Here is a 20,016-nt window from a genome sequence, read left to right on the forward strand (position 1 = left end):
GATATTCCCTCACTTATGCCTCATCATTAATCAACTTTTCTAGACTTTCAACCCTTTTAGTTAATTCATCCCTTTTAATCTTGTTATTTTGAACTTGTTTTTCCAATTCATCTAATTCAAAAAAAAACTTTTGATCAGATGAAACAATTATTTTTTTGTTGGGATATTTTTTTTCTAATTCTTTTTTTACTTTCTTTTCATGATCCTGTTCATTAAATTGACTTAGGTGTGCTACTTCAATGGCCAACAATATCCTTGTCTCTGTGTTTACACCTCTGACGCCTGTCACTTCGTCTTTTTTCATAACAAAGTCTTTTACTTCATTTGAGAATGATTGATCCACGGGAGAAGTATTGCTAATCTTTGTAATATCATTATTTGCATCTTCACTCGTAAATCGGTTATCTTCTTCAGTATTACAACTGGACAATATTAGAAGTGGAAAAATGATGGAATATAATAATTTGTTTAATTTAAGCACTGTCATCACCTGTATTATTAAGTATTAAAAGGTTGGTGTTACCCAACCTTTTATTATTGCTATCCGTCATGATAAATGGAGGTATAGATTGTATCTATTCTTGTTTATATTGTGGTTCTTCATTTTCAATTTCTGTTACTCTAGGTTCTAGTGATTGTACAATAGTCTCGGTCTGTTGAGCTGCATTTTGGTACATTTGTTTAGCTTGTTGGTTTTGAGTTTGAAGAGCGAAAGTCTCTAAGCTTGCTTGTGCACTCTTTAAACCTGCTACGGCCTGTTTCACTTGGCTAGCTACTGTCATCATAATTCCTCCTCTATTTTTTAGAACATTACTGTTAACGGGGGATCACAAGTTTAGAATGTTCTTTTTCAAACTTATTTATTCCACCTCTAACTAATTGGTAGTACTTGGCTTAAAAGTAAGATTGCGTTTGAGAGGAAGAGGGACTGGGAATTAGAGTAAAGATTTATAAAATGAAGCTATTCCATTTATTTTTAAAAATTTCCAGTTTTTATGAAACTTATAGAGTATGCTATACGTCTATAGTATATAAACATAATGATTAGAGGAGGGGATGAAGATAAAGCGTTTAACTTTATTAATTATACTGATGTTATTGTTCATCTCTGTAACGATATATTGGTTTATGGATACAAGTAGTGCTAAATTAGTGGAAATTGTTGAAATTCAACAGCAGAAGGATGACTTTATCGTACATATTAGAGTGGAGACAAATGATAAGGGCTTTCAAATACTTCGTTCCCTTGAATATACAGGCGATGAACCAATAACCATCGATCATAGAACACCACTGATTTCAGTGTCTATAATCCAGAAAAATCATGATTTTACCGGTAGTCACGTCAACAAAGTATTAAATCCAGGTAATATTTATCATCCGCAAAAACCTCAAAGTTATAATTCGCTAGAAGAAGGTGATTATAACCTGTATATGCATTCCCAATTTTTTATAGATGGGGAAGAAGTAAATATATTTGCGGAAAAAGAAATTTCTTTTCAATAAAATTAAAAATGCAAGATTCTCTTAAAGAGAATCTTGCATTTTTAATTAGTTAATCTCTTCAATCGATAAAAGCTGTTCTTTAGTACTTTTCTCAGAAGAATTGTACCATTCCATTAAATTTTCTTCAGTAGGTGAATCAACATTGGGAACAGTAACAGTAATAGAATCATCTTCATTCCAAATAGCATCTAAAATAGGGGTTTGATAATTATTAGTAAATTTTTCACCAGTACTTGATGAATAAGGTAATTTTACCCAAGAATCTATATCCATAACTACCAAATTGTCCTTTTGTATTAGTGTTTCATTTACGATACTGACTCTTCTAAATATCATTAATAGTTTATTATTTTCCTCAGATAAAGAAAACTTTAATAACTTAGATAAATCGCTAACTAAAAATGATCGACCATCTTCATTCTGATCTAATAGCAAATAAGAGCAATTGTCGTTGTAACAAGAAAATTGAAGTAAATATAATGTTTCATTTAATTGAAGATTGATGGGTGTTAATTTCATGTTACTGATTTGCTGCTGAGTATCGCTGACTCCTGATAAATACTCTTTTAAAATGTCTACCTCTTCTAAATTTATTGTAACTTGCTCGCTGGGTAGATTGAATTCCAATAACATTTCTATTTGTTGTTCGTTATTTTCTTTCGTTTCATTCTCAATTAACTCTGGCTTTGAACTAGGCTCTTCAGACACCACATCTTTTTTTGTAATAGCTGGTGATTCTTCGGAAGAGCAGCCCATAAGAAAAAAAATCAATACAAACAATAACCATCCATTTTTCATTAAAAACAGCTCCTGATATTTATTTAGTGGACTGATTATCATTATACTTCTTCACGTATCTCTTTAAGTGGATTGAATGAATAATTCGAATTAGAGGTCTAATACCTAATTGGGCGCTTGCAATAATAAAGATCCAAATACCTATATTTCTCCAATTATCAAATAAAAAACACACACTACCCAGAAAGAACCATAATGATATAAGAAAGTCATTAATATTATACAGGATTTCATAGGGCTTTTTAAAAAATAAATCATAATTACCCATTTTTATTTCTTTATATTCTGAATCGTTGTTTGAAATCATCATTACCATCCTTTTAGTGAGTGATTAAATTGTATAATTGTATATTCCACATTACAAACTTAAAAAACATACCAAAAGGAGGGAGACAAAGTAAACAAAATAGATTTGAGCAATTAAATTTTATAGTTTATCTGAGTCCTCAGTTTCGTTTTTCTCTCCTTTTTTTATATAATCATTGTCTAGTTGGGACTTCTCATCAATTGTTAAATCCCCCTCATTGAACTTGTTTTCGCGTTTTTTCTCTATATAAACCGCGATACCAATAATCAGTACAAGTGAAATGATTGTAAATAACCAAATCATAACTAAGAGTCACTCCTTTTTATATTCAAACGTTTTTGATGGATTGTTAGTTGAAGTAAAGATATCATTTCATTTTGATGTTGAACAACCAATGAAATAAAACTATATATTTATTGTTGCATCAAATAACAAATTAATACTAACGAAGAGAAGTGAAGATATAAGATTTATTATATTATTTTTACTGATTTTATTTAAAAGAGACGAGAAAACTCCAAGATGAAGAAGGTCGTATCGTGAACGCTACAATTAGACGGACCCATCGGGCAAATACTTCATTTCAATTATAAATGAAACAGAGGTTGTGTCTTTTGAGAAGACTGGGTCAGCAGTTGGTATAAATGGGTTCCTCTGATTGCTTTAATTCAAGAAAAGATATGTTAGACAAAATTTCAACCGAAAATGTCAAAAACCACGACATCATTGGTACTGAAGATTGTTCTATTAAAAGCATGTTAAAGAATCATAATCTTGCAAAAGCCTTTAGTGAAGTGTCATGGGTACAATTAAGAACCAGGTTTGAATACAAAGTGAAATGGTATGGAAAACAAGTTGTGACCGTAGCAAAAACCTTTCCGAGTAGTCAGCTATTCTCGAATTGTGCACCAGAATAAAGACGTTAAAAGCTTTGCGTGAATGAACTTGTTCATCTTGTAATAGCCATTATCAAAGGGATAATAACACAAGTTTGAATCTTCGTAAGTGAAGCGTTACGATTAACTGCCAGTATCGCAGGGATAGCCCAATCTATTCTAACCGTTAATTTGCTGTTCTTAGGTATTACCCACTTACAATCTGAACGTAAGTCGATAAGAGGTGGGTAGTTCAATTTAATAATCTGACTGTCTTGTTTTAAAATTTAGCTCTAAAAAATTCTAAATGTAGACCAAATTCTGTTAAAATGAATATAGAAAGAATAGGTAAGAGGGATTTCAAGTTTCTTTCCCAGTAAAATATATTGTTAATTCTATTTGATAAATATCCAAGGAGAAGGAGGGAGAATTATGAAAACATTTAAGCTAATTTCATTAGATGTTCTTGAGGATACTAGCAATGAATTATTGACTCGCACAATCCCATTGCTTGATGGTCTAATTATTGACCGTGAGGATGAAAAAAGCCAGTGGGTTCTGGAGTGTTTACTTGATAAGAAATATTTTAAATACTTTTCTAAGATAAAAGAGAAAAACGATGCGATTATGCTACAAGCGAAGATTACGAAAGAAGCTAACAAACCTGCAACATTTATGACATCAATCATAGAAATTAATGATATAGAAGATCATATTAACGTCTTATTTCTAGGAAAAATAATTGACCTTAAAAAAGGTCAAATTGAAAAGACGCTTAAGTCTTTAATTGAAGAGGGTTACCAAGGAGATCAATTGCTGGATAAATTTAAAGACAGTGTATAGTTGTTTTTATTTGATAATTCTTTTTATCAGTATTCTAATAGAATATACTGGAAATAGTGAAGGGAAGGAATATCTATGAAGGAACAACAAGTGTCTAACAACGGAGTTACAATAAATTACTTGTGTTGTGGTGATTTCAATTCTCATCTAACCCCTATCATTATAGTTCCAGGACTAGAGGCTGCCGAAGACTACATAGAGTTAATGCAAACACTCCTTCCCCGCCCATCCATAACTATATCTTTAAGAGGGAGAGGGAAAAGTATTCAACCTAAAGAGGGGTATATGTTGTATGATCATATTCAGGATATCGAAACGGTAATAGAAGACATGGAGATACAACGGTATATCATGTTTGGTTATTCCTTCGGTGTAAGTTATATGTTGGGATATGCATTGGGGAATCTGGAAAAAATGGTTGGTATGATAATTGGTGATTTCCCCGCTGTTCATCGCAAATTACCAAAAGAATGGTTACAACAATTTAATCAAAAGACAGTAAGCATTGACAGACCCAAACAACAGAATAAATCCTTTCATAAATTTTTAAATGCTTTACAAAGGGAGTCTCACGAAGTAGTTTTTTGGGAAGTGTTGCAAAGTTTTCATTTTCCAGTATTGGTTGTTTCCAAAGGGGAATTATCTAAGCAGGAAATTCGGAAGTACGAGTGGTACTTACCTAATTGTCATTCACTAGTCCTGAAAAACGGTAGTAAAGGTCATTTGAGGGGAAACCAAGACTTTATTAAATCTATGGGATCTTTTTGCTCCAGTCTAGACCTTTAAAATTTGTTTATAGCTAAAAATAAAGATGAAGTGCAAACCCCATTCTATAGGGTTTGCACTTTTTGAACCTTAGGAACTGTTTCACTGTTAGACGTAAAAAGTAGCTCCAACTATGATGAGTAAAATGAAAAGTACTACAATCAAAGCGAAAGAGTTTCCAGCGCCGTATCCTACACCTGCACCTGCTGCAGTGTATCCTCCGCAATAACCAGCACCATAACCTGCTGTTTCATATCCTGCAACTGCTCCATAAGGGTATCCATATCCAAAGTGTGACATATACATACTCACCTCCTGAAAGATTACACTATTTACTATATGGGTATAGGGATAAATGTGTATAGACGTTTACCCAGTTTTACAAGAAAGGATGAAAAATTAGGCTCGACAAGAGTTTGATTAATACGCAAAAAGATACAAGGGGAAAGGTATAAGTGTTGTTATCGTAAGAATCTGAACGCCCATTATTATTATAAATATCATTACTACTATGTAGTGGTGGATTATAAAATTCTTAATGAGACAGGTTATCATGATTGGAGAGCCCTAAGTGAGTGAGACATAGGAAAAAGGCCCCCCTTAGTCGATTATAATTAAACGACAGCGGAGGTGCCCTCTTATTAATAGACAAATGTTTATTCAGATGAAGAAATTAATGTTTGATCACCATCAAGAATTTTTAGCTGGCCGTTTTCATAGCCTACATAGAAAAAATATTGATATTGTTCATTTTTGACCTTTTGATTAGAATTTCTCACTAATTTATCTGCGACTAAGCTTACTTTAACTAAGCCGGTATCTTCTACAAATGAACTTTCCATTTGTGAAATTTGCGTTTCTACCACATGGATATAGTTTTCCCTAAAAGTTTGATAACTCGTTTGAGTTTGCCATTCACTACCGAGAAGGGCATAGGCATTAATATAATCACGTATCGCCAGGCTATCAAAAAGGTAACTTATAATATATTCTGAATCATCTTCTAGTTGCTGAGGTGAAACGTTCTGAACTTCTTCTATTAAACTATCATAATCTAATTCATCCTCGCTAACACCATCAGACCAAAGTCTAACATCCTCTAATACCGTGGATATTGGAATACTAAACCCAATACCCCCCTCATCAGTACCTGCAGAGTTTATTGCTATGACTTTCCCAGTAGACCGTTCAATTAATGGACCGCCACTATTCCCATGTGTAATATTTGCGGAGATTTGATAAACATTCTCGTATTCAAACTCATCGATTGAAAAAGAGCGGTTAGTACCAGAAATAATGCCAAGCGTTACCGAATTTTGGAATCCTAACGGGCTACCTACAGCTACTATTTCATCACCAATTTCAGCGTGGAATTCATCATCGAATACTGCAGGCGTTTGGTTGGCTAATTGGGGTACTCTAATAACAGCTATGTCCGTCTCTTCGCCAATTCCAACTAAAGCAGCTGTGTAGGTTTGGGCATCTGCAGTTTTGATATAAATATGTTCAGCTTCTTTTACAACATGTGCGTTTGTGATAATATCACCCTTGTTGTTATATAGAAAGCCAGACCCGATTTTTTCACTCCATTTAGTAATAGCCTCTACTTGGACTACATTTTTTTGTGCCTCATGGATTATCGATTTTAAGTCCTTAGATGTTTCCTCAGCAGCAACTTGGTTAGCCAAAGTATTCTTTACTTCAATTGGTTCATTTGCCCACTGTTTGTGTATAAATGAAACAGTTACAATACATATCACTACAAGGATAGCTGTTAACAGGATAGGGAAGTAAATATGTCTTTTATTCATTATCTCACTCCAGTTATTTGTCTAATCTAGGAACCATTTAATTTTTTCTATTTTTACTTTTAAATTACCATTTTCATTCCCGACGTCATAATGGGTGAAATCAAATTTACCTTCTTCACTAGGATACAGTGTATCAGGATGTACATAAACTTCATTTGTAAGAATTTCTTCATCGTTTTCGTCTATTAAAATATACTCAACGGACACAGAATTGATTGGTATTGTAGCTACACTCTTAATAACCCCAGAAACAACTAAATTATCTTGATCATCTTGGATAACTTTAATATCAACAATTTCAACTGCGTCATTTTTATTCATTTCACGTTCTTCTTCAGCAGCACTCATTGCTTGTTCAATTCTTTGTTCTTGGGCCGTTTCAAAAGCAGTTTTTTCTTTTTCAATCGTTGTTTGCAGACTTTGAAGCTTTTCTGATTCAGGAGCATACTTTAATCCTTCATCAACGATATCTCTTGCATTTGTAAATTGCTTATTTTTAAGTTGATCACTAGCTGTCGAGAATATATAGGATATAATTTGTTGTCTAATATTACCTGCGATAACTTGTGCTTCGTCACTTTTTATTGCTTCAGCCTCCCATAGAAGGTTTTTTAATTCGTCTATATTGGGTTGCTCGCTCATCTTGGATGACAGTTGTTCCAACTGGGTTGCTTTTCGTTGCCCAACAATTTTGTTAATTAGCATATTGACTATTTCACCATTATAGTTCTTTATTTTACTTTCTGCAGTGTTTATCAGTTCAAGTGACTCCTGAAATTTCTTGTTCTCAGATAAATTTGCTGCAGTTTCTAGCTCGGACTCTATTTCGATGGCAATTTGGATGAATTCCTTATTAGTAACCGCAGATGGGAAGTTTCTTTTTACTGCTAATGCATCCTCAAAAGATGCTAGTGCTTTTGGGAAATTTCCTTCTAAACCTAATTCTTCACCCTGTTTAAAAAGTTTTTTTGCCTGTTTATTTTGATTTTCAAGATGGAGGTAATAGCTTCCAATTACTATTAAAAAAATGATGATAGCAATAACAGGCAAATACCACAAACGATAATCTTGTTTTTCATTAGGCATTCGATCATAAATATCTTCAGGAATTTTCTTTCCGCATTGCGTACAGAAAGTTTCATCCGCTTTGATTTTTGCTCCACAATTAGGACAATGTGGCACATTGAACACCTACTTTCTTACCATACAGGATATGAGTAAAAGTAAACTATTATTGCAAAATTTATTGAGAAAACGAGTGGATACTCTTTTTCTATTACCAATAGTTTACCATATTAACAGTTTTACAATAATTATCCGTTTTTTTTATATAAAAAAGTGAAAAATGTATAAAACTTTGTTAAAATAATAGTGAATTACTTTTATATACATAAGGTATATTCTTTAGATTTTATTATAAAATAACAATTGATACCACTGATAAATCTTATAAAAGTGGTGAAGAGGGGGCGAGTAAAGTTGACAGAGGTAATATTTTTCATCGTTTCATTGGTGGTTCTAGTCACTCTAATGGGGTTCAACATCTTTGATAGAGGTTAAAAAATGGCAGTCTTACTGTCATTTTTTTAGATTACCTTAGATCTTGTCAGTGTCCTATAGTTTTAACCACTATCGAGTTTGGCCAATATCCTCAAATGGAAACAAAATTAGTTCCGACCTACCTATAATTTCTTCTTTGGTGATAAATCCAAGACCATTTCTACTGTCAATACTTATATCTCGGTTATCACCCATTACAAAATAACTTTCCTCTGGAATTGTGATTGGTCCAAATTCATATATATTGTCTCGTCCTTCTTCTAAAAAGTTTTGATTATAGCTTTCCCCATTAATATATAAGTCATTTTCCTTTACTTCAATAACCTCATTTGGAAGTCCGATAATACGCTTGACATAGTTTTTTACGGGTTTTTTAATTACCACAATGTCACCACGACTGGGTTCTTCCAAAAAGTAGATTGCTTTGTTAAATATTACTTTATCTCCATCTTGTAATGTTGGTGACATACTTCCTCCTTGCACAAGTGAAGTGGAAAATATTAAAGATAGCAACGTAAAACCAAAAAGAACTATAAGTATAACAGATATGAGCCATTCACGTTTAGTTGGAATTTTATATTTGTACAGAATAATAATCACCTTTTCTATTCTCAATATCTTAGAATAATTGTTCGGTATAAAGTGAAATTAATAGCATATATAGGATATATTATAAATGACCGAAGTCTATTTTTACTAGTTGTTGTTATTATCGGCTTAATATGACTTGTGATGAACACTGCAAAGATATAATCTGTCCTCCAATAGATAAACGAGAATATTAATACAACTGTCATCATTGCCAATCCTGTTAAACTAAGCTTGCATATGTTAGAATTAATCAATCATTTCATTAGTAGGAGGTAACTCGGAAATGAATAACTTAAATAATTTACTACAAAGAATTGAATTTCTAAGAAGAAAAATGACCGAGGTTGCCTTAGAAAAGGGATTTACCAGCTTAGAATCTATTTACATTAGTCAAGAATTAGATAAGTTATTAAATGTGTATGATTATAAAGTGAGACTAGGTAATGAAGAACAAAATAGATAAATTACAAAGGTGCTTCCAACATAGAGTTCGGAAGCACCTTTTTTCATTAAAATTCGCTTAAACAACAAGCGGCTAAATTGGAAAACTAAAATAATGATTCAGGAAGTTTCTACTTCTAGTGCTCGTAGCTCAGGAGTGAAATTGTCATCTTTTAAAGTTAAAAAGACGGTACTTTTTTATGATAAAATAGTTTTATTTAGAAATAGTTCCAAGCGATTCATTCCATTTTCTAATGTCTCCATATCATAAGCGTATGAAAGTCTTAGATAACCTTGCCCATATATAGAAAAGGCATCTCCAGGCACGAGAGCGAGCTTTGCATCATTTACTAGTTGCACTGCTAGGTCAAATGAAGTCTTAGATGAGATTGGGAATTTGAGAAAGAAGTAAAATGCCCCATCAGGTTTAATTACTTCCACACCCATTTGAATTAGGCGTGAATAAACATATTCTCGTCTTTTTTTGTACTCAGCTTTCATTATTATTGGATCGTTTAGTCCGTTCGTTAAAGCTTCCAATGCAGCATATTGGCTAATTGAAGTTGCGCAAGAAACGTTATATTGATGAACTTTTAATATGTGCTGGGACAACCAAGCTGGTGCTAGTATAAAGCCAATTCTCCATCCAGTCATTGAATGAGATTTAGACAATCCATTTACAATAATAGTTTTGTCTTTAACCTCTTCAAAAGTACCAATAGAAGTATGCTCTTGTTCGTAAACTAGTTCACTGTATATCTCGTCTGCCAGAATGAAGATATCACAATCTTTTAGTTCATTTGCTATTTCTTGCAATTCTATTTTTGTTAAAGTAACTCCAGTTGGGTTAGAAGGGTATGGAAGAATTATACATTTAGTTTGATTAGTAATGTGTTTTTTTATCAATTCACTAGTTAGTTTAAAGTTATTTGATCTCGTATCGGCATAGACAGGTATTCCGCCAGCAAGTTTTATTAAGGGCTCGTAGCCTGGATAGACAGGTCCAGGGAGGATAACTTCGTCCCCTTGATTGATTATAGTTCTTAGTGTTGCATCAATTGCCTGTGATGCACCTACTGTTACAATTATTTCCGTACTAGGGTCGTATGCTAAATCGTAGTTCTTTTTGACAAATGAACTGATTCCGTTTCTTAAGGGTAATATTCCTGCATTATGTGTATAGGTTGTTTTGTTATTGTCTATAGCATGTTTGGCTGCATCTTTAACGTGTTCAGGTGTAGGGAAATCTGGTTGACCTATAGTAAGCGAAAGAACATCATCCTTATCACTTACCATGTTAAAAAATTTACGAATCCCTGATATTTGAATGTTTTTGATATTATCGTTAATTAAATTTTCCAAGAGACTTTTCCTCCGTTTATATTTGTTACAAAAATGTTCACAAAATTTAGATTTTTTAAAAATAAAAATTGTTGTATAATGAAAGCGATTAATTACAGGGAGTGATAAGTAATGAGACTACGGAAATTATCTTTAGAACAATTAGTTGATAACAACAAAAAAGAATTATTAAATGATAAAGAAGCAATGAAGAAACTTGAAGAACAAATTGAAATCAAACGTCTAATAAACTTTCAAAGAGATAAATTAAGTATCTAAACTGATAATACCATAGGTGTGATCATTGAAACAAAAAATAACATATATACAAAATCCTCCTACTATTGAATAGTAGGAGGATTTTGTATAGTTTAAAACTCTAAATTAAAGAATATCTTAGGATGTATAAAATTTAGTAATGAAAGTATAGTAGAATTGCTATTCGTTAATAATAGAACTAGATTTTAGAAAAAGGTGGGATTTGATGGGAAATTGGCTAGTTAATTATTCTCAACTGATACCGTTTGGTATAACCGAACAGCATGTTCATTTTATTATAGGGTTCTTGGGTGTTATAATTTGTTACTATTTGTTGTATCCCATTATAAAATTACTTATGCTTTTAAATTGGAACCGCGTACTTACTTACTTTATAGGCAGTTTTCTTTTATTAATTACGTTTGGTACATTAAAGTTAAGAGATATCGTAAATGGAAGAGAGGAAGAACCATTTGTAAATTTAGCTAATGTAGCACTAGGAATTGTTTTCTTTGGAGGAACATTAATTGTTTACCATATAGCACATACAATTGTTATACAGATAAAATCTCATAGCTCAAAATCTACTTAATTCTCTTGAAAAATGGTTTCATTGATATTTGTTAGTACACAGTTAGCGCATTTAAAATCCAAACAGTTAGGCTTCAATCATAAAAGTAAGTAAAAGAGAAAAGTAAATGTCTATTTTAACTCAATGATTGGTTATTAATTTAATTTATAATTTATTGCATAGGTGAAACCATCCCCTTCATTAAATCGTATAGTAAAAAGAAGGGGGAGAGACTGTGGAATATTTTTATGTATTTGGATTTGGTTTGTTTTTTGTATTGGTATTATTACTATTAAATATTTTAACGAGTGTTTGGTCTTATCGTGATGCCCTTAGAAAGGGAAACAGTAAGGAGTACGCCGTTATAGTACTAATTGGCACCATATTTTTTCCTATAATTGGTCTAATTGTGTACTTAATCATTCGTAATGATTAAGTATTTTGGCAGGTCAATTAAAAAAAGACCGTTAAGGCAAAAACCTAAACGATCGAAATAATTAATATCTTTTTCCTCTTTTTTTTGAAAGTGGCCGAGTTAATTGACCAAGGGAAGAGGGAGTAAAATAGGAAGAATATGTCTTTTTTTCTTCTGTGTGCTGTGGATCCGGATAGGTCCAGTTTAAAAATCGACTTAATATCTTTTTTGCTTGTGATAAAGACATTTGTGGTTTTGGATTACGGTAATTTTGATCTACATTTCCTAAATGCTCCATAGTTTTGAAGTCCTGTTTTGTTGGAGGTATATGAAAGTAGTAATTGCTCACTTTGACTAACAATGTGGAGTGTTGATGGCTAAACTTGGGGTGGTCAGAAAAGTGAAGCCCTATCTTTGTTGCCGAATTTTCTTGTAACAATTTATGAATAGCTTGTTTTTTCATGTTATATAAATATCGAGGGTTGAGGGCTGTTTTTGCATGCCGATTTACAATAAATAGTGCCTTAGCTATATGTTCAGTACTATTACTATTGTCCATACTAATAGTCACTAGATTTCCTCCTTCTTTATGATTGCTTATTATCTTACACAAACTTTTAATAATTAGCAACCTATCAACACGGAAACTCAAGACCTTTATCATTTTGCCACTGAGTTTCTAGTTGATAGGGAAACAAAATAAAATTAATCCTAATTTATCTCATTTGCTTAATATCTTCGACAATTTGATCCATTTCATCAGCTTTAGTTCCATCATACCGCTTGATTGCATTTCCATCTGGTGAAACCAGATAGAATCTATTTGTGTGTAACATTTGGTTAGAATCATCTAGTTTCTCTACTGGTGCTTTAAAGGATTTAATAGCAAACTCCTTAATCACTTGAAGCTCATATCCTGTAAGTAGGTTCCAATTATCGAAATCTGCTCCTCTTTCTTCGCTATATTGCTTTAACACTTCTGGAGTATCGTTTTGTGGATCAACAGAAAAAGAAACAAGTTCCACATCTAAATCTTCTTCTTGAAATTTATCCTGCAAACGAACCATGTTGGCGGTCATTGGTGGACAAACAGTGTCACAGTTGGTAAATATCATATTTGCAACCCAAAATTTATCTTCAAGTTCATTACTACTAAACATTTGACCTTCTTGATTCATGAATTCAAATTCTTGTACTTCAAATGAAAACTCACCTTCATAATTTGACCCGCAAGCAGACAAAAATACTACTACTAAACTCATGAAGAATAATTGAAATGTTATTTTCATATGATGTGCCCCCAAATATCTCTATATTATAATCCAAATCTATTTTATCATTAGATAAGAGATAAGACTATGCAATAAGAGTTAAAACATAAAAAACTAAAGGGAAACAATTAAACATCAAGAGTATTTAGTTTGTTAATGTAAAAATGGTTATCTCTGGTTTGCATAAAAAACGATAGGGGAGCCTAGTTGTCCCAATTCCTCTACTAACGTATAACTGGAGAGGTGTATTGCCTATAGAATAATTACCCTCCACATATTTTTCCGCAAGAATTGGTGTATAGACGTGACCGATGAACGGTATTTGAATTTGCCCTCCGTGGCTATGTCCAGATAGTTGAACATCAACTTCGTAGTTTTTTACTAAATCTGCATAATCAGGCTCATGCACAAGTAAGATTGTTAAGTTTTCTGGACTAACATGTTGCATGCCATGTTCAATATTCGGATTTCCAAGCATAACATCATCTAACCCAACCAAAACTATGCTATCATCATTTTTTTTAATGGTTGCATTTGTATTTTTTAATAGAGTAAACCCACTTCTATCCATTGTTTCTTTAACGATATCAGTGCCGTACCCCCCGTGGTCATGGTTGCCGTAAATCCAGAATTTCCCGTAAGGAGCATTGATATCAGATAATATTTGGATTAACTTGTCATTCCAATTAAATTGATTGGGGGCATCAACAAGATCTCCTGTAAACACAACTACATCTGGTTGTTGACTATTTAATATCTTGATCAAATCTGTTAATTGATCAAGTGTATAATGAAAACCGAGGTGAGTGTCACTAAATTGGGCAATAGTGAAACTATTGAAATTATTACTTAATTTATGCGATTTTATTTGTTCTTGATGGATCGTTAACATGCTGGGTTCAATCTCTCTAGCATAGTAGTAGGTTCCACCCCCGGAACCTAGTAACGCAACAGTGCTAGCAACCATTTTTTTTAAAAAAGAGCGTCGGTTCATATAAGTCCATGCCTTTCAGTGTACAAATTATAAATTCGATTTATTTCTAGTATATAAAGATCTTTTCTTGATTTAAACTGTAACAAAAATGAGTCCTTGATCCAATTGATCAAGGACTCATCTATTATAATTATATTACATAAAGAAAGATAGTGAAAAAGTGAAAAACGGAACCGGCAATAACAAATAAATGCCAGACGGCGTGGTGATAATAAAAACTCCGCCAGACATAAAATATTGAACCAACTGTGTAGAGTACTCCGCCAATGATTAAGTATAATAAACCGCTTGTAGGTAAAACGTCAGTTAAAGGGCCCCATGCGAAGATTATCATCCAACCCATCAACACATAAAATACAGTTGACAAAACGAGAAATTTTTGCACGAAAAATATTTTGAAAACAATACCAATCAAAGCAATTCCCCAAACTATTCCGAATAGCGTCCAGCCTAACTCACTTCTTAAGGGAACTAATAACAAAGGAGTATAGGAACCAGCAATGAATAAATAGATTGAAGAATGATCAAATATTTGGAAAATATCTTTCCATTTTCCAGCTGGCAATCCATGAGATACTGTGGAGGCAATATACATTAAAAGCATTGTAACACCAAAAATTATTGAGGAGACGATTTGCCATGCGTCACCTTGTAAACTTGAAAATATGATTAACAGAATCAAGCCTACAATGCTAATTAGCACACCAAATCCATGTGTTATTGCATGAGCGAGTTCTTCTTTTTGTGTAAATGTATGAGTAGTCATTATTTAAAACCTCTTTTCGATTCTTCTTTTTATTATAGCTTTTAAATAATCCTAAAAAAATTGACATTTGTCATGTAATTATTAGTATATCCATAATTAAGTGGAGGAAGATTGGTAATAATTTAACCAACGCCTAAAGTTGTCATGGTTTACCTATGATATTTATGATAAAATATGATTGGGTAGTGAATAACGTGAATGAACTCCTTCAACTGCCTTTGTAAAGGAGTGTTATGAATGAGTAATGTAGAGAGTAAAGAATTTACTGAAATCCTCGCGGAAGAATTAATGATATCTTCAGAAAAAGTAGCCCATGTACAAGTTGGCAATCCATTGGAACATGCGCTGTTAGTATTAGTTAAATCTGGTTATTCAGCAGTTCCAGTTTTAGATTCCACTTACAAGTTTAAAGGGACAATAGGGAAAACAGTAATTTTAAACAGTATTCTTGGTCTTGAGCGTTTTGAAATGGAACAACTTTCAGAAAAGAAAGTATCTGAAGTAATGAATACGGATATTCCTTGTATTAATAAGAATGATGACTTTTTAACCTGCTTAAAAGCAGTAATTAATTATCCATTTGTCTGTGTTGTTGATGAAGACGGCTATTTCGATGGAATTTTAACTAGAAGAGCAATCTTGAAGCAGTTGAATAAATATCTTCACGTGAATAAACACAAACCTCAAATTGCAAAGTAGCAAGAAATGAACAAGGAGTCTGGTAGATATCATACGTAGACTCCTTGTTTATGTTTTTACCGGATAGAATGAAGTCGATAATGTTAATTACTTGTCAATATTTATTTATTTTTGGTACAGTATAGAAAATGAACTAGATACATTGGAGGAAATAATAGTGAAAATGATGGATGCAAACGAGATTATCTCTTTTATCTCAAATAGTAAAAAATCTACACCAGTTAAGGCTTATATCAAAGGACAAAATCTAAACCAAATTAACTTTAATGAAAACGTTAAGGATTTTGTTAATGGTGAATCTGGAGTTCTCTTTGGTGAGTGGAAAGATATTAAAGAAGTATTAGGTACATATAAAGATCAAATCGATGACTATGTAATAGAAAATGATCGAAGAAACTCAGCTATTCCTATGTTAGACCTTAAAGGAATCAATGCCCGGATTGAACCTGGAGCAGTAATTCGTGATCAAGTTGAAATTGGTGACGGTGCAGTGATTATGATGGGTGCTTTGATTAACATTGGAGCTGTAATTGGTGAAGGTACAATGATAGATATGAATGTAACATTAGGTGGACGTGCGACCGTTGGAAAGAATTGTCATGTTGGTGCGGGCGCTGTACTTGCAGGTGTAATTGAGCCACCTTCAGCTGATCCTGTTGTTATTGAAGATGGTGTCGTAATTGGAGCTAACGCAGTAATTCTTGAGGGAGTTAGAGTAGGTGAGGGTGCTGTTGTAGCAGCTGGCGCTATCGTAACCAAGGATGTAGCACCTCATACCGTTGTGGCGGGTACACCTGCAAAATTCATTAAAGATATTGATGATCAAACTAAATCTAAAACTGAAATCATGCAAGCTCTAAGAAAATTAGACGAAGAATAAGAGGTTAAAGCAGGGGAGTTTCTCTCCTGCTTTTTTTAAAGCGAAAAATAACAAGCAAAGGAGGAGAGCATTTGAATGATAGAAAGCTTCAAAAAATAAGACGAGAGTTGCATCAAATACCTGAATTGGGTTTTAAAGAGTTTAAAACACAACAATATTTGTTAGAGAAAATAAGAACATATCCCCAAGAACATTTAAATTTAAAAACATGGGAAACGGGCGTTTTAGTTTTAGTGAAAGGTACAAATCCTAAGAAAACAATAGGATATCGTGCTGACATAGATGGTTTGCCTATAGTTGAACAAACTAGTTATGATTTTAAGTCAACGCATGAGGGAAATATGCATGCCTGTGGACATGACTTTCACATGACAATTGCACTTGGAGCATTAGAGAAGTTAGCCATTGATCCAGTGCAAGATAATGTTTTATTTATATTTCAACCGGCTGAAGAGGGTCCTGGAGGAGCAATGCCATTACTTGAATCAGAAGAGTTTAAGAGCTGTAAACCAGATGTCATCTTTGCTTTACATATTGCACCCGAGCTCCCAGTAGGAACAGTTTCCTCCAAAGCAGGCTTGCTTTTTGCTAATACAAGTGAACTATTCATTGATTTTAAAGGAAAGGGTGGTCATGCTGCTTACCCTCATTTAACAAAAGATATGGTAGTAGCAGCAAGTAATTTTGTAACCCAATTACAGCAGATTGTCTCCAGGAAAATAGATCCTTTAGAAAGCGCTGTTGTTACGATAGGAAAGATTACTGGAGGATTCGTACAGAATGTTATTGCTGAAGAAGCAAGGTTAGAAGGAACTATTCGAACTCTTAAACCTACAATAATTGATGAAGTTAAACACCATATTGAAATACTAGCAAAAGGAAACGAACTAAGCTATGATTGTTCCATTTCAATTGATTACGGTTCTAATTATTATCAAGTATTTAATACAGATGATTACATTAAAAATTTTAAAAATGTTGTACTCGGTCAGAATATAATTTGGAAGGAAGCAAAAGCTGCAATGACTGGAGAGGACTTTGGCTATATGTTAAAAGAGATACCTGGGTTTATGTTTTGGTTGGGAGTTGACTCAACTTATGGGTTACATCATAGTCAGTTAGAACCTCAGGAAGAAGCTTTATCTATTGGAGTGAATTTAGTAGAAAGTACTATTAGACAACTATAAAGCATTCACGAATACCAACTCTTCTTTTGGGAAATCTAATAACGGAAATCCCAATAGAACTAATTTGAGGAGGTATGTCGACTATGGCTAAAATAGGTATTGAAGGTACTCTTGCAGATGTCAAAGGTGCACTACAAGAAAAAGGTTATGAAATTGTTGATTTAAGGCAAGAGGAAGACGTGAATGGCTGTGATTGCTGTGTCATTTCTGGTCAGGATAAAAATGTAATGGGAATGCAAACAACAAGTTACAAGGGATCCGTTATTAATGCAGATGGACTTACTGCTGATGAAGTTTGTAAACAAGTAGAACAACGCGTTCAATTGTAGAAAAATTACTTATAAAAATAACCCTCGCACACTGCGAGGGCTATATTTTAGGCATCTTTACTAATATTGACCTGATGTGGGAAAGGTATTTCAATGCCTGCTTCATCAAATACTTCCTTAATCCGTTTTCTCATATCCCTTTCAGCGGACCACTGAAGCATGTTTTCGGTTCTACCCAGAATTCTTAGCACTACTTCTGAAGAGCCAAAGCTCTGAACCCCTAGTACATCTGGGCCATCAACAAATCGCTCATCGTCTTTAAATTCATCACATACTTTCTGTAATACTTGCATCGCTTGATCGATATTGTCATCATAACTAATACCAATATCAACTAGTGCTCGCATCGTACCTCTAGAGTGATTACTTACACCAGCTACATCTCTATTTGGTACAAAGTTTAATGTCCCATCAAAGCTTCTAATTTTAGTAGTACGTAATCCAACCTCTTCAACAATTCCGTTAAATCCGCCAGCTGTAACATATTCATCTACTTCAATTTGACGTTCAAGTAATAAAAAGAATCCTGTAACAATGTCACTAACAAGTCCTTGTGCGCCAAATCCAATCGCAAGTCCAACTACCCCCGCCGCGGCAAGTAGAGGTCCAAGATCCAAGTCGAATACACCAAACAACATAACAATAAAAATGAATGTTAGTGTGTAGGTATATACATTAACTAATAGCTTGTCTAATGTCTTAATTCTACCTTCAGATATTTTTTCTTTATTACTAGCTTTCGCTATTGCTTTAGATATAATCTTCTTTCCAATTGGGGTAATAATTAATAAAGCAATTACTAGTAGGGCTATTTTTAATCCTTTGCCGATAATAATTTCTAGTAATTCAGCAAAATTGAACTCTAACCCTTCCTCAAATAAGTTCATATTCATGCTCCTTTCTATGCTCTTCTATCATAATAATAGAGAGTTGTTTAATTAATCAAATCAAACAACTTAACTAATCTAGTAAAAAAATTAGTTTTATTTAGTTTCGGAATTAGAAATTGTTACAAACTAGTTTAATCTAAAATGAATCTGGTTAAACTAATACTGGGAAAAATATATTAGATAACATATCCTAATTGACTAGAGATGATGTGTTGGGTATAATATCCATTGTGATTTGCAGTTCAAGCATCACAAGAACATCCTAATGAATATATTTGTGGAGGTATTACATATGGCAGAACGCATGGTAGGAAAGCAGGCACCGCGATTCGAAATGGATGCAGTGCTACCAAACAAAGAATTTGGTAAAGTTTCTTTAGAAGAAAATATGAAGAATGATAAATGGACAGTTCTATTCTTTTATCCAATGGATTTTACATTTGTTTGTCCAACAGAAATCACCGCACTTTCCGATCGGTTTGATGAATTTGAAGATCTTGATGCAGAGGTTGTGGGAGTTTCTACTGATACGATTCATACACACTTAGCATGGATTAACACACCACGTGATGAAAATGGTCTTGGCGATTTACACTATTCACTAGCCGCTGACACCAATCACCAAGTAGCAAGTGATTACGGAGTTCTTATTGAAGAAGAGGGTGTAGCATTACGAGGGTTATTTATTGTTAGTCCTGAAGGTGAATTACAATATCAAGTTGTTAATCACAACAACATTGGTCGTGATGTTGATGAGACACTTCGAGTACTGCAAGCACTTCAAACTGGCGGACTTTGTCCAGCTAACTGGAAGCCGGGTCAGCAAACACTTTAATTAATAAGATGGAAGGTCTAACCACCAGTGTTAGGCCTTTTTATTCAATTCACTTATTTCTAAGTTAAACGAAGCATTTGTCT

27 protein-coding genes and 1 pseudogene are annotated in these 20,016 nt (G+C 33.3%); 13 read left to right on the plus strand and 15 right to left on the minus strand.

Annotated features, from left to right (window positions below; all coding sequences use genetic code 11):
• Nucleotides 1-13 precede the first annotated feature (13 nt).
• The gene (locus GH741_RS22065) at nucleotides 14-481 is read right to left on the minus strand and encodes a YhcN/YlaJ family sporulation lipoprotein (protein WP_170287555.1); all 468 of its coding nucleotides are present in this window, start codon (nucleotides 479-481) and stop codon (nucleotides 14-16) included.
• Nucleotides 482-575: 94 nt separating this feature from the next.
• Entirely contained in the window at nucleotides 576-782 is a 207-nt protein-coding gene (locus GH741_RS04105; protein WP_153735469.1) for a DUF1657 domain-containing protein, read from the minus strand.
• A 274-nt stretch (nucleotides 783-1,056) separates the two neighbouring features.
• On the opposite strand from GH741_RS04105, the gene GH741_RS04110 reads away from it, so the two are divergent.
• Nucleotides 1,057-1,506, plus strand: coding sequence for a hypothetical protein (locus GH741_RS04110; protein WP_153735470.1), 450 nt, complete (start codon nucleotides 1,057-1,059; stop codon nucleotides 1,504-1,506).
• Nucleotides 1,507-1,551: 45 nt separating this feature from the next.
• On the opposite strand, the gene GH741_RS04115 is transcribed toward GH741_RS04110, so the two are convergent.
• The 3 genes from GH741_RS04115 to GH741_RS04125 all read right to left on the minus strand — a co-directional run bounded on the left by GH741_RS04115 (nucleotide 1,552) and on the right by GH741_RS04125 (nucleotide 2,914).
• Nucleotides 1,552-2,304, minus strand: a complete 753-nt coding sequence (locus GH741_RS04115; RefSeq protein ID WP_153735471.1) for a hypothetical protein — start codon at nucleotides 2,302-2,304, stop codon at nucleotides 1,552-1,554.
• A 19-nt stretch (nucleotides 2,305-2,323) separates the two neighbouring features.
• Entirely contained in the window at nucleotides 2,324-2,620 is a 297-nt protein-coding gene (locus GH741_RS22405; RefSeq protein ID WP_153735472.1) for a YrhK family protein, read from the minus strand.
• Between the two features lie 111 nt (nucleotides 2,621-2,731).
• On the minus strand, nucleotides 2,732-2,914 hold the full coding sequence (locus tag GH741_RS04125; protein ID WP_153735473.1) for a hypothetical protein: 183 nt from the start codon (nucleotides 2,912-2,914) through the stop codon (nucleotides 2,732-2,734).
• Nucleotides 2,915-3,123: 209 nt separating this feature from the next.
• Between GH741_RS04125 and GH741_RS21880 the strand changes: the two are divergent.
• From GH741_RS21880 to GH741_RS04140, 3 genes and pseudogenes are all read left to right on the plus strand, one after another.
• Nucleotides 3,124-3,738: pseudogene (locus tag GH741_RS21880) on the plus strand (zinc ribbon domain-containing protein); the annotation flags it as partial.
• 180 nt (nucleotides 3,739-3,918) lie between these two features.
• The gene (locus GH741_RS04135; protein WP_153735475.1) at nucleotides 3,919-4,329 is read left to right on the plus strand and encodes a YwpF family protein; all 411 of its coding nucleotides are present in this window, start codon (nucleotides 3,919-3,921) and stop codon (nucleotides 4,327-4,329) included.
• A 75-nt stretch (nucleotides 4,330-4,404) separates the two neighbouring features.
• Nucleotides 4,405-5,115, plus strand: coding sequence for an alpha/beta fold hydrolase (locus GH741_RS04140; protein ID WP_153735476.1), 711 nt, complete (start codon nucleotides 4,405-4,407; stop codon nucleotides 5,113-5,115).
• Between the two features lie 87 nt (nucleotides 5,116-5,202).
• On the opposite strand, the gene GH741_RS22070 is transcribed toward GH741_RS04140, so the two are convergent.
• From GH741_RS22070 to lepB, 4 genes are all read right to left on the minus strand, one after another.
• Complete coding sequence (locus GH741_RS22070) at nucleotides 5,203-5,394, minus strand: YjcZ family sporulation protein (RefSeq protein WP_153735477.1); 192 nt, start codon at nucleotides 5,392-5,394, stop codon at nucleotides 5,203-5,205.
• Between the two features lie 356 nt (nucleotides 5,395-5,750).
• On the minus strand, nucleotides 5,751-6,905 hold the full coding sequence (locus tag GH741_RS04150; RefSeq protein ID WP_153735478.1) for a S1C family serine protease: 1,155 nt from the start codon (nucleotides 6,903-6,905) through the stop codon (nucleotides 5,751-5,753).
• Nucleotides 6,906-6,926: 21 nt separating this feature from the next.
• A complete protein-coding gene (locus GH741_RS04155; RefSeq protein WP_153735479.1) occupies nucleotides 6,927-8,087 on the minus strand; it encodes a zinc-ribbon domain-containing protein in 1,161 nt (386 codons plus the stop codon).
• 447 nt (nucleotides 8,088-8,534) lie between these two features.
• The gene (gene lepB / locus GH741_RS04160) at nucleotides 8,535-9,065 is read right to left on the minus strand and encodes a signal peptidase I (protein ID WP_338079239.1); all 531 of its coding nucleotides are present in this window, start codon (nucleotides 9,063-9,065) and stop codon (nucleotides 8,535-8,537) included.
• 274 nt (nucleotides 9,066-9,339) lie between these two features.
• On the opposite strand from lepB, the gene GH741_RS04165 reads away from it, so the two are divergent.
• On the plus strand, nucleotides 9,340-9,519 hold the full coding sequence (locus tag GH741_RS04165; protein ID WP_153735480.1) for an aspartyl-phosphate phosphatase Spo0E family protein: 180 nt from the start codon (nucleotides 9,340-9,342) through the stop codon (nucleotides 9,517-9,519).
• A gap of 176 nt (nucleotides 9,520-9,695) precedes the next feature.
• Here GH741_RS04165 and GH741_RS04170 read toward each other — a convergent pair whose 3' ends face one another.
• Nucleotides 9,696-10,859 (minus strand): aminotransferase A, encoded by a 1,164-nt coding sequence (locus GH741_RS04170; RefSeq protein WP_153735481.1) that lies wholly within the window; start codon nucleotides 10,857-10,859, stop codon nucleotides 9,696-9,698.
• A 111-nt stretch (nucleotides 10,860-10,970) separates the two neighbouring features.
• On the opposite strand from GH741_RS04170, the gene GH741_RS04175 reads away from it, so the two are divergent.
• From GH741_RS04175 to GH741_RS04185, 3 genes are all read left to right on the plus strand, one after another.
• Nucleotides 10,971-11,117, plus strand: coding sequence for an FbpB family small basic protein (locus GH741_RS04175; RefSeq protein ID WP_153735482.1), 147 nt, complete (start codon nucleotides 10,971-10,973; stop codon nucleotides 11,115-11,117).
• A 205-nt stretch (nucleotides 11,118-11,322) separates the two neighbouring features.
• The gene (locus GH741_RS04180; protein WP_153735483.1) at nucleotides 11,323-11,688 is read left to right on the plus strand and encodes a Got1/Sft2-like family vesicle transport protein; all 366 of its coding nucleotides are present in this window, start codon (nucleotides 11,323-11,325) and stop codon (nucleotides 11,686-11,688) included.
• 214 nt (nucleotides 11,689-11,902) lie between these two features.
• Nucleotides 11,903-12,103 (plus strand): PLDc N-terminal domain-containing protein, encoded by a 201-nt coding sequence (locus GH741_RS04185; protein WP_338079229.1) that lies wholly within the window; start codon nucleotides 11,903-11,905, stop codon nucleotides 12,101-12,103.
• A gap of 61 nt (nucleotides 12,104-12,164) precedes the next feature.
• Here GH741_RS04185 and GH741_RS04190 read toward each other — a convergent pair whose 3' ends face one another.
• The 4 genes from GH741_RS04190 to trhA form a co-directional block, all read right to left on the minus strand.
• Nucleotides 12,165-12,641, minus strand: coding sequence for a YkyB family protein (locus tag GH741_RS04190; protein WP_153735582.1), 477 nt, complete (start codon nucleotides 12,639-12,641; stop codon nucleotides 12,165-12,167).
• 157 nt (nucleotides 12,642-12,798) lie between these two features.
• The gene (locus GH741_RS04195; protein WP_153735484.1) at nucleotides 12,799-13,371 is read right to left on the minus strand and encodes an SCO family protein; all 573 of its coding nucleotides are present in this window, start codon (nucleotides 13,369-13,371) and stop codon (nucleotides 12,799-12,801) included.
• Nucleotides 13,372-13,498: 127 nt separating this feature from the next.
• Nucleotides 13,499-14,320 carry a metallophosphoesterase gene (locus tag GH741_RS04200; RefSeq protein ID WP_240795392.1) on the minus strand — a complete coding sequence of 274 codons (822 nt, stop codon included), beginning with the start codon at nucleotides 14,318-14,320 and terminating at the stop codon, nucleotides 13,499-13,501.
• Between the two features lie 157 nt (nucleotides 14,321-14,477).
• Nucleotides 14,478-15,113 carry a PAQR family membrane homeostasis protein TrhA gene (gene trhA / locus GH741_RS04205; RefSeq protein WP_153735486.1) on the minus strand — a complete coding sequence of 212 codons (636 nt, stop codon included), beginning with the start codon at nucleotides 15,111-15,113 and terminating at the stop codon, nucleotides 14,478-14,480.
• Between the two features lie 237 nt (nucleotides 15,114-15,350).
• Between trhA and cbpB the strand changes: the two genes are divergently transcribed.
• From cbpB to GH741_RS04225, 4 genes are all read left to right on the plus strand, one after another.
• Entirely contained in the window at nucleotides 15,351-15,812 is a 462-nt protein-coding gene (gene cbpB, locus GH741_RS04210; protein ID WP_153735487.1) for a cyclic-di-AMP-binding protein CbpB, read from the plus strand.
• A 157-nt stretch (nucleotides 15,813-15,969) separates the two neighbouring features.
• The gene (gene dapD / locus GH741_RS04215) at nucleotides 15,970-16,692 is read left to right on the plus strand and encodes a 2,3,4,5-tetrahydropyridine-2,6-dicarboxylate N-acetyltransferase (protein WP_338079230.1); all 723 of its coding nucleotides are present in this window, start codon (nucleotides 15,970-15,972) and stop codon (nucleotides 16,690-16,692) included.
• A gap of 71 nt (nucleotides 16,693-16,763) precedes the next feature.
• A complete protein-coding gene (locus GH741_RS04220; RefSeq protein WP_153735488.1) occupies nucleotides 16,764-17,879 on the plus strand; it encodes an N-acetyldiaminopimelate deacetylase in 1,116 nt (371 codons plus the stop codon).
• An 83-nt stretch (nucleotides 17,880-17,962) separates the two neighbouring features.
• The gene (locus GH741_RS04225) at nucleotides 17,963-18,208 is read left to right on the plus strand and encodes a YkuS family protein (protein ID WP_153735489.1); all 246 of its coding nucleotides are present in this window, start codon (nucleotides 17,963-17,965) and stop codon (nucleotides 18,206-18,208) included.
• 47 nt (nucleotides 18,209-18,255) lie between these two features.
• Here GH741_RS04225 and GH741_RS04230 read toward each other — a convergent pair whose 3' ends face one another.
• Nucleotides 18,256-19,095, minus strand: coding sequence for a mechanosensitive ion channel family protein (locus GH741_RS04230; RefSeq protein WP_153735490.1), 840 nt, complete (start codon nucleotides 19,093-19,095; stop codon nucleotides 18,256-18,258).
• Nucleotides 19,096-19,390: 295 nt separating this feature from the next.
• Between GH741_RS04230 and GH741_RS04235 the strand changes: the two genes are divergently transcribed.
• On the plus strand, nucleotides 19,391-19,933 hold the full coding sequence (locus tag GH741_RS04235) for a peroxiredoxin (protein WP_153735491.1): 543 nt from the start codon (nucleotides 19,391-19,393) through the stop codon (nucleotides 19,931-19,933).
• Nucleotides 19,934-20,016: the final 83 nt, after the last annotated feature.

The organism is Aquibacillus halophilus (assembly GCF_009649745.1).
Taxonomy (GTDB): Bacteria; Bacillota; Bacilli; order Bacillales; family Amphibacillaceae; genus Aquibacillus; species Aquibacillus halophilus.

Excerpts from the sequence above, each read along its gene's own strand:
- GH741_RS04105 (WP_153735469.1), bottom strand. The coding sequence starts at position 782 with ATGACAGTAGCTAGCCAAGTGAAACAGGCCGTAGCAGGTTTAAAGAGT.
- GH741_RS04110 (WP_153735470.1), top strand. The coding sequence starts at position 1,057 with ATGAAGATAAAGCGTTTAACTTTATTAATTATACTGATGTTATTGTTC.
- GH741_RS04115 (WP_153735471.1), bottom strand. The coding sequence starts at position 2,304 with ATGAAAAATGGATGGTTATTGTTTGTATTGATTTTTTTTCTTATGGGC.
- GH741_RS22405 (WP_153735472.1), bottom strand. The coding sequence starts at position 2,620 with ATGGTAATGATGATTTCAAACAACGATTCAGAATATAAAGAAATAAAA.
- GH741_RS04125 (WP_153735473.1), bottom strand. The coding sequence starts at position 2,914 with ATGATTTGGTTATTTACAATCATTTCACTTGTACTGATTATTGGTATC.
- GH741_RS04135 (WP_153735475.1), top strand. The coding sequence starts at position 3,919 with ATGAAAACATTTAAGCTAATTTCATTAGATGTTCTTGAGGATACTAGC.
- GH741_RS04140 (WP_153735476.1), top strand. The coding sequence starts at position 4,405 with ATGAAGGAACAACAAGTGTCTAACAACGGAGTTACAATAAATTACTTG.
- GH741_RS22070 (WP_153735477.1), bottom strand. The coding sequence starts at position 5,394 with ATGTCACACTTTGGATATGGATACCCTTATGGAGCAGTTGCAGGATAT.
- GH741_RS04150 (WP_153735478.1), bottom strand. The coding sequence starts at position 6,905 with ATGAATAAAAGACATATTTACTTCCCTATCCTGTTAACAGCTATCCTT.
- GH741_RS04165 (WP_153735480.1), top strand. The coding sequence starts at position 9,340 with ATGAATAACTTAAATAATTTACTACAAAGAATTGAATTTCTAAGAAGA.
- GH741_RS04175 (WP_153735482.1), top strand. The coding sequence starts at position 10,971 with ATGAGACTACGGAAATTATCTTTAGAACAATTAGTTGATAACAACAAA.
- GH741_RS04180 (WP_153735483.1), top strand. The coding sequence starts at position 11,323 with ATGGGAAATTGGCTAGTTAATTATTCTCAACTGATACCGTTTGGTATA.
- GH741_RS04190 (WP_153735582.1), bottom strand. The coding sequence starts at position 12,641 with ATGGACAATAGTAATAGTACTGAACATATAGCTAAGGCACTATTTATT.
- GH741_RS04195 (WP_153735484.1), bottom strand. The coding sequence starts at position 13,371 with ATGAAAATAACATTTCAATTATTCTTCATGAGTTTAGTAGTAGTATTT.
- GH741_RS04200 (WP_240795392.1), bottom strand. The coding sequence starts at position 14,320 with ATGGTTGCTAGCACTGTTGCGTTACTAGGTTCCGGGGGTGGAACCTAC.
- trhA (WP_153735486.1), bottom strand. The coding sequence starts at position 15,113 with ATGACTACTCATACATTTACACAAAAAGAAGAACTCGCTCATGCAATA.
- cbpB (WP_153735487.1), top strand. The coding sequence starts at position 15,351 with ATGAGTAATGTAGAGAGTAAAGAATTTACTGAAATCCTCGCGGAAGAA.
- GH741_RS04225 (WP_153735489.1), top strand. The coding sequence starts at position 17,963 with ATGGCTAAAATAGGTATTGAAGGTACTCTTGCAGATGTCAAAGGTGCA.
- GH741_RS04230 (WP_153735490.1), bottom strand. The coding sequence starts at position 19,095 with ATGAACTTATTTGAGGAAGGGTTAGAGTTCAATTTTGCTGAATTACTA.
- GH741_RS04235 (WP_153735491.1), top strand. The coding sequence starts at position 19,391 with ATGGCAGAACGCATGGTAGGAAAGCAGGCACCGCGATTCGAAATGGAT.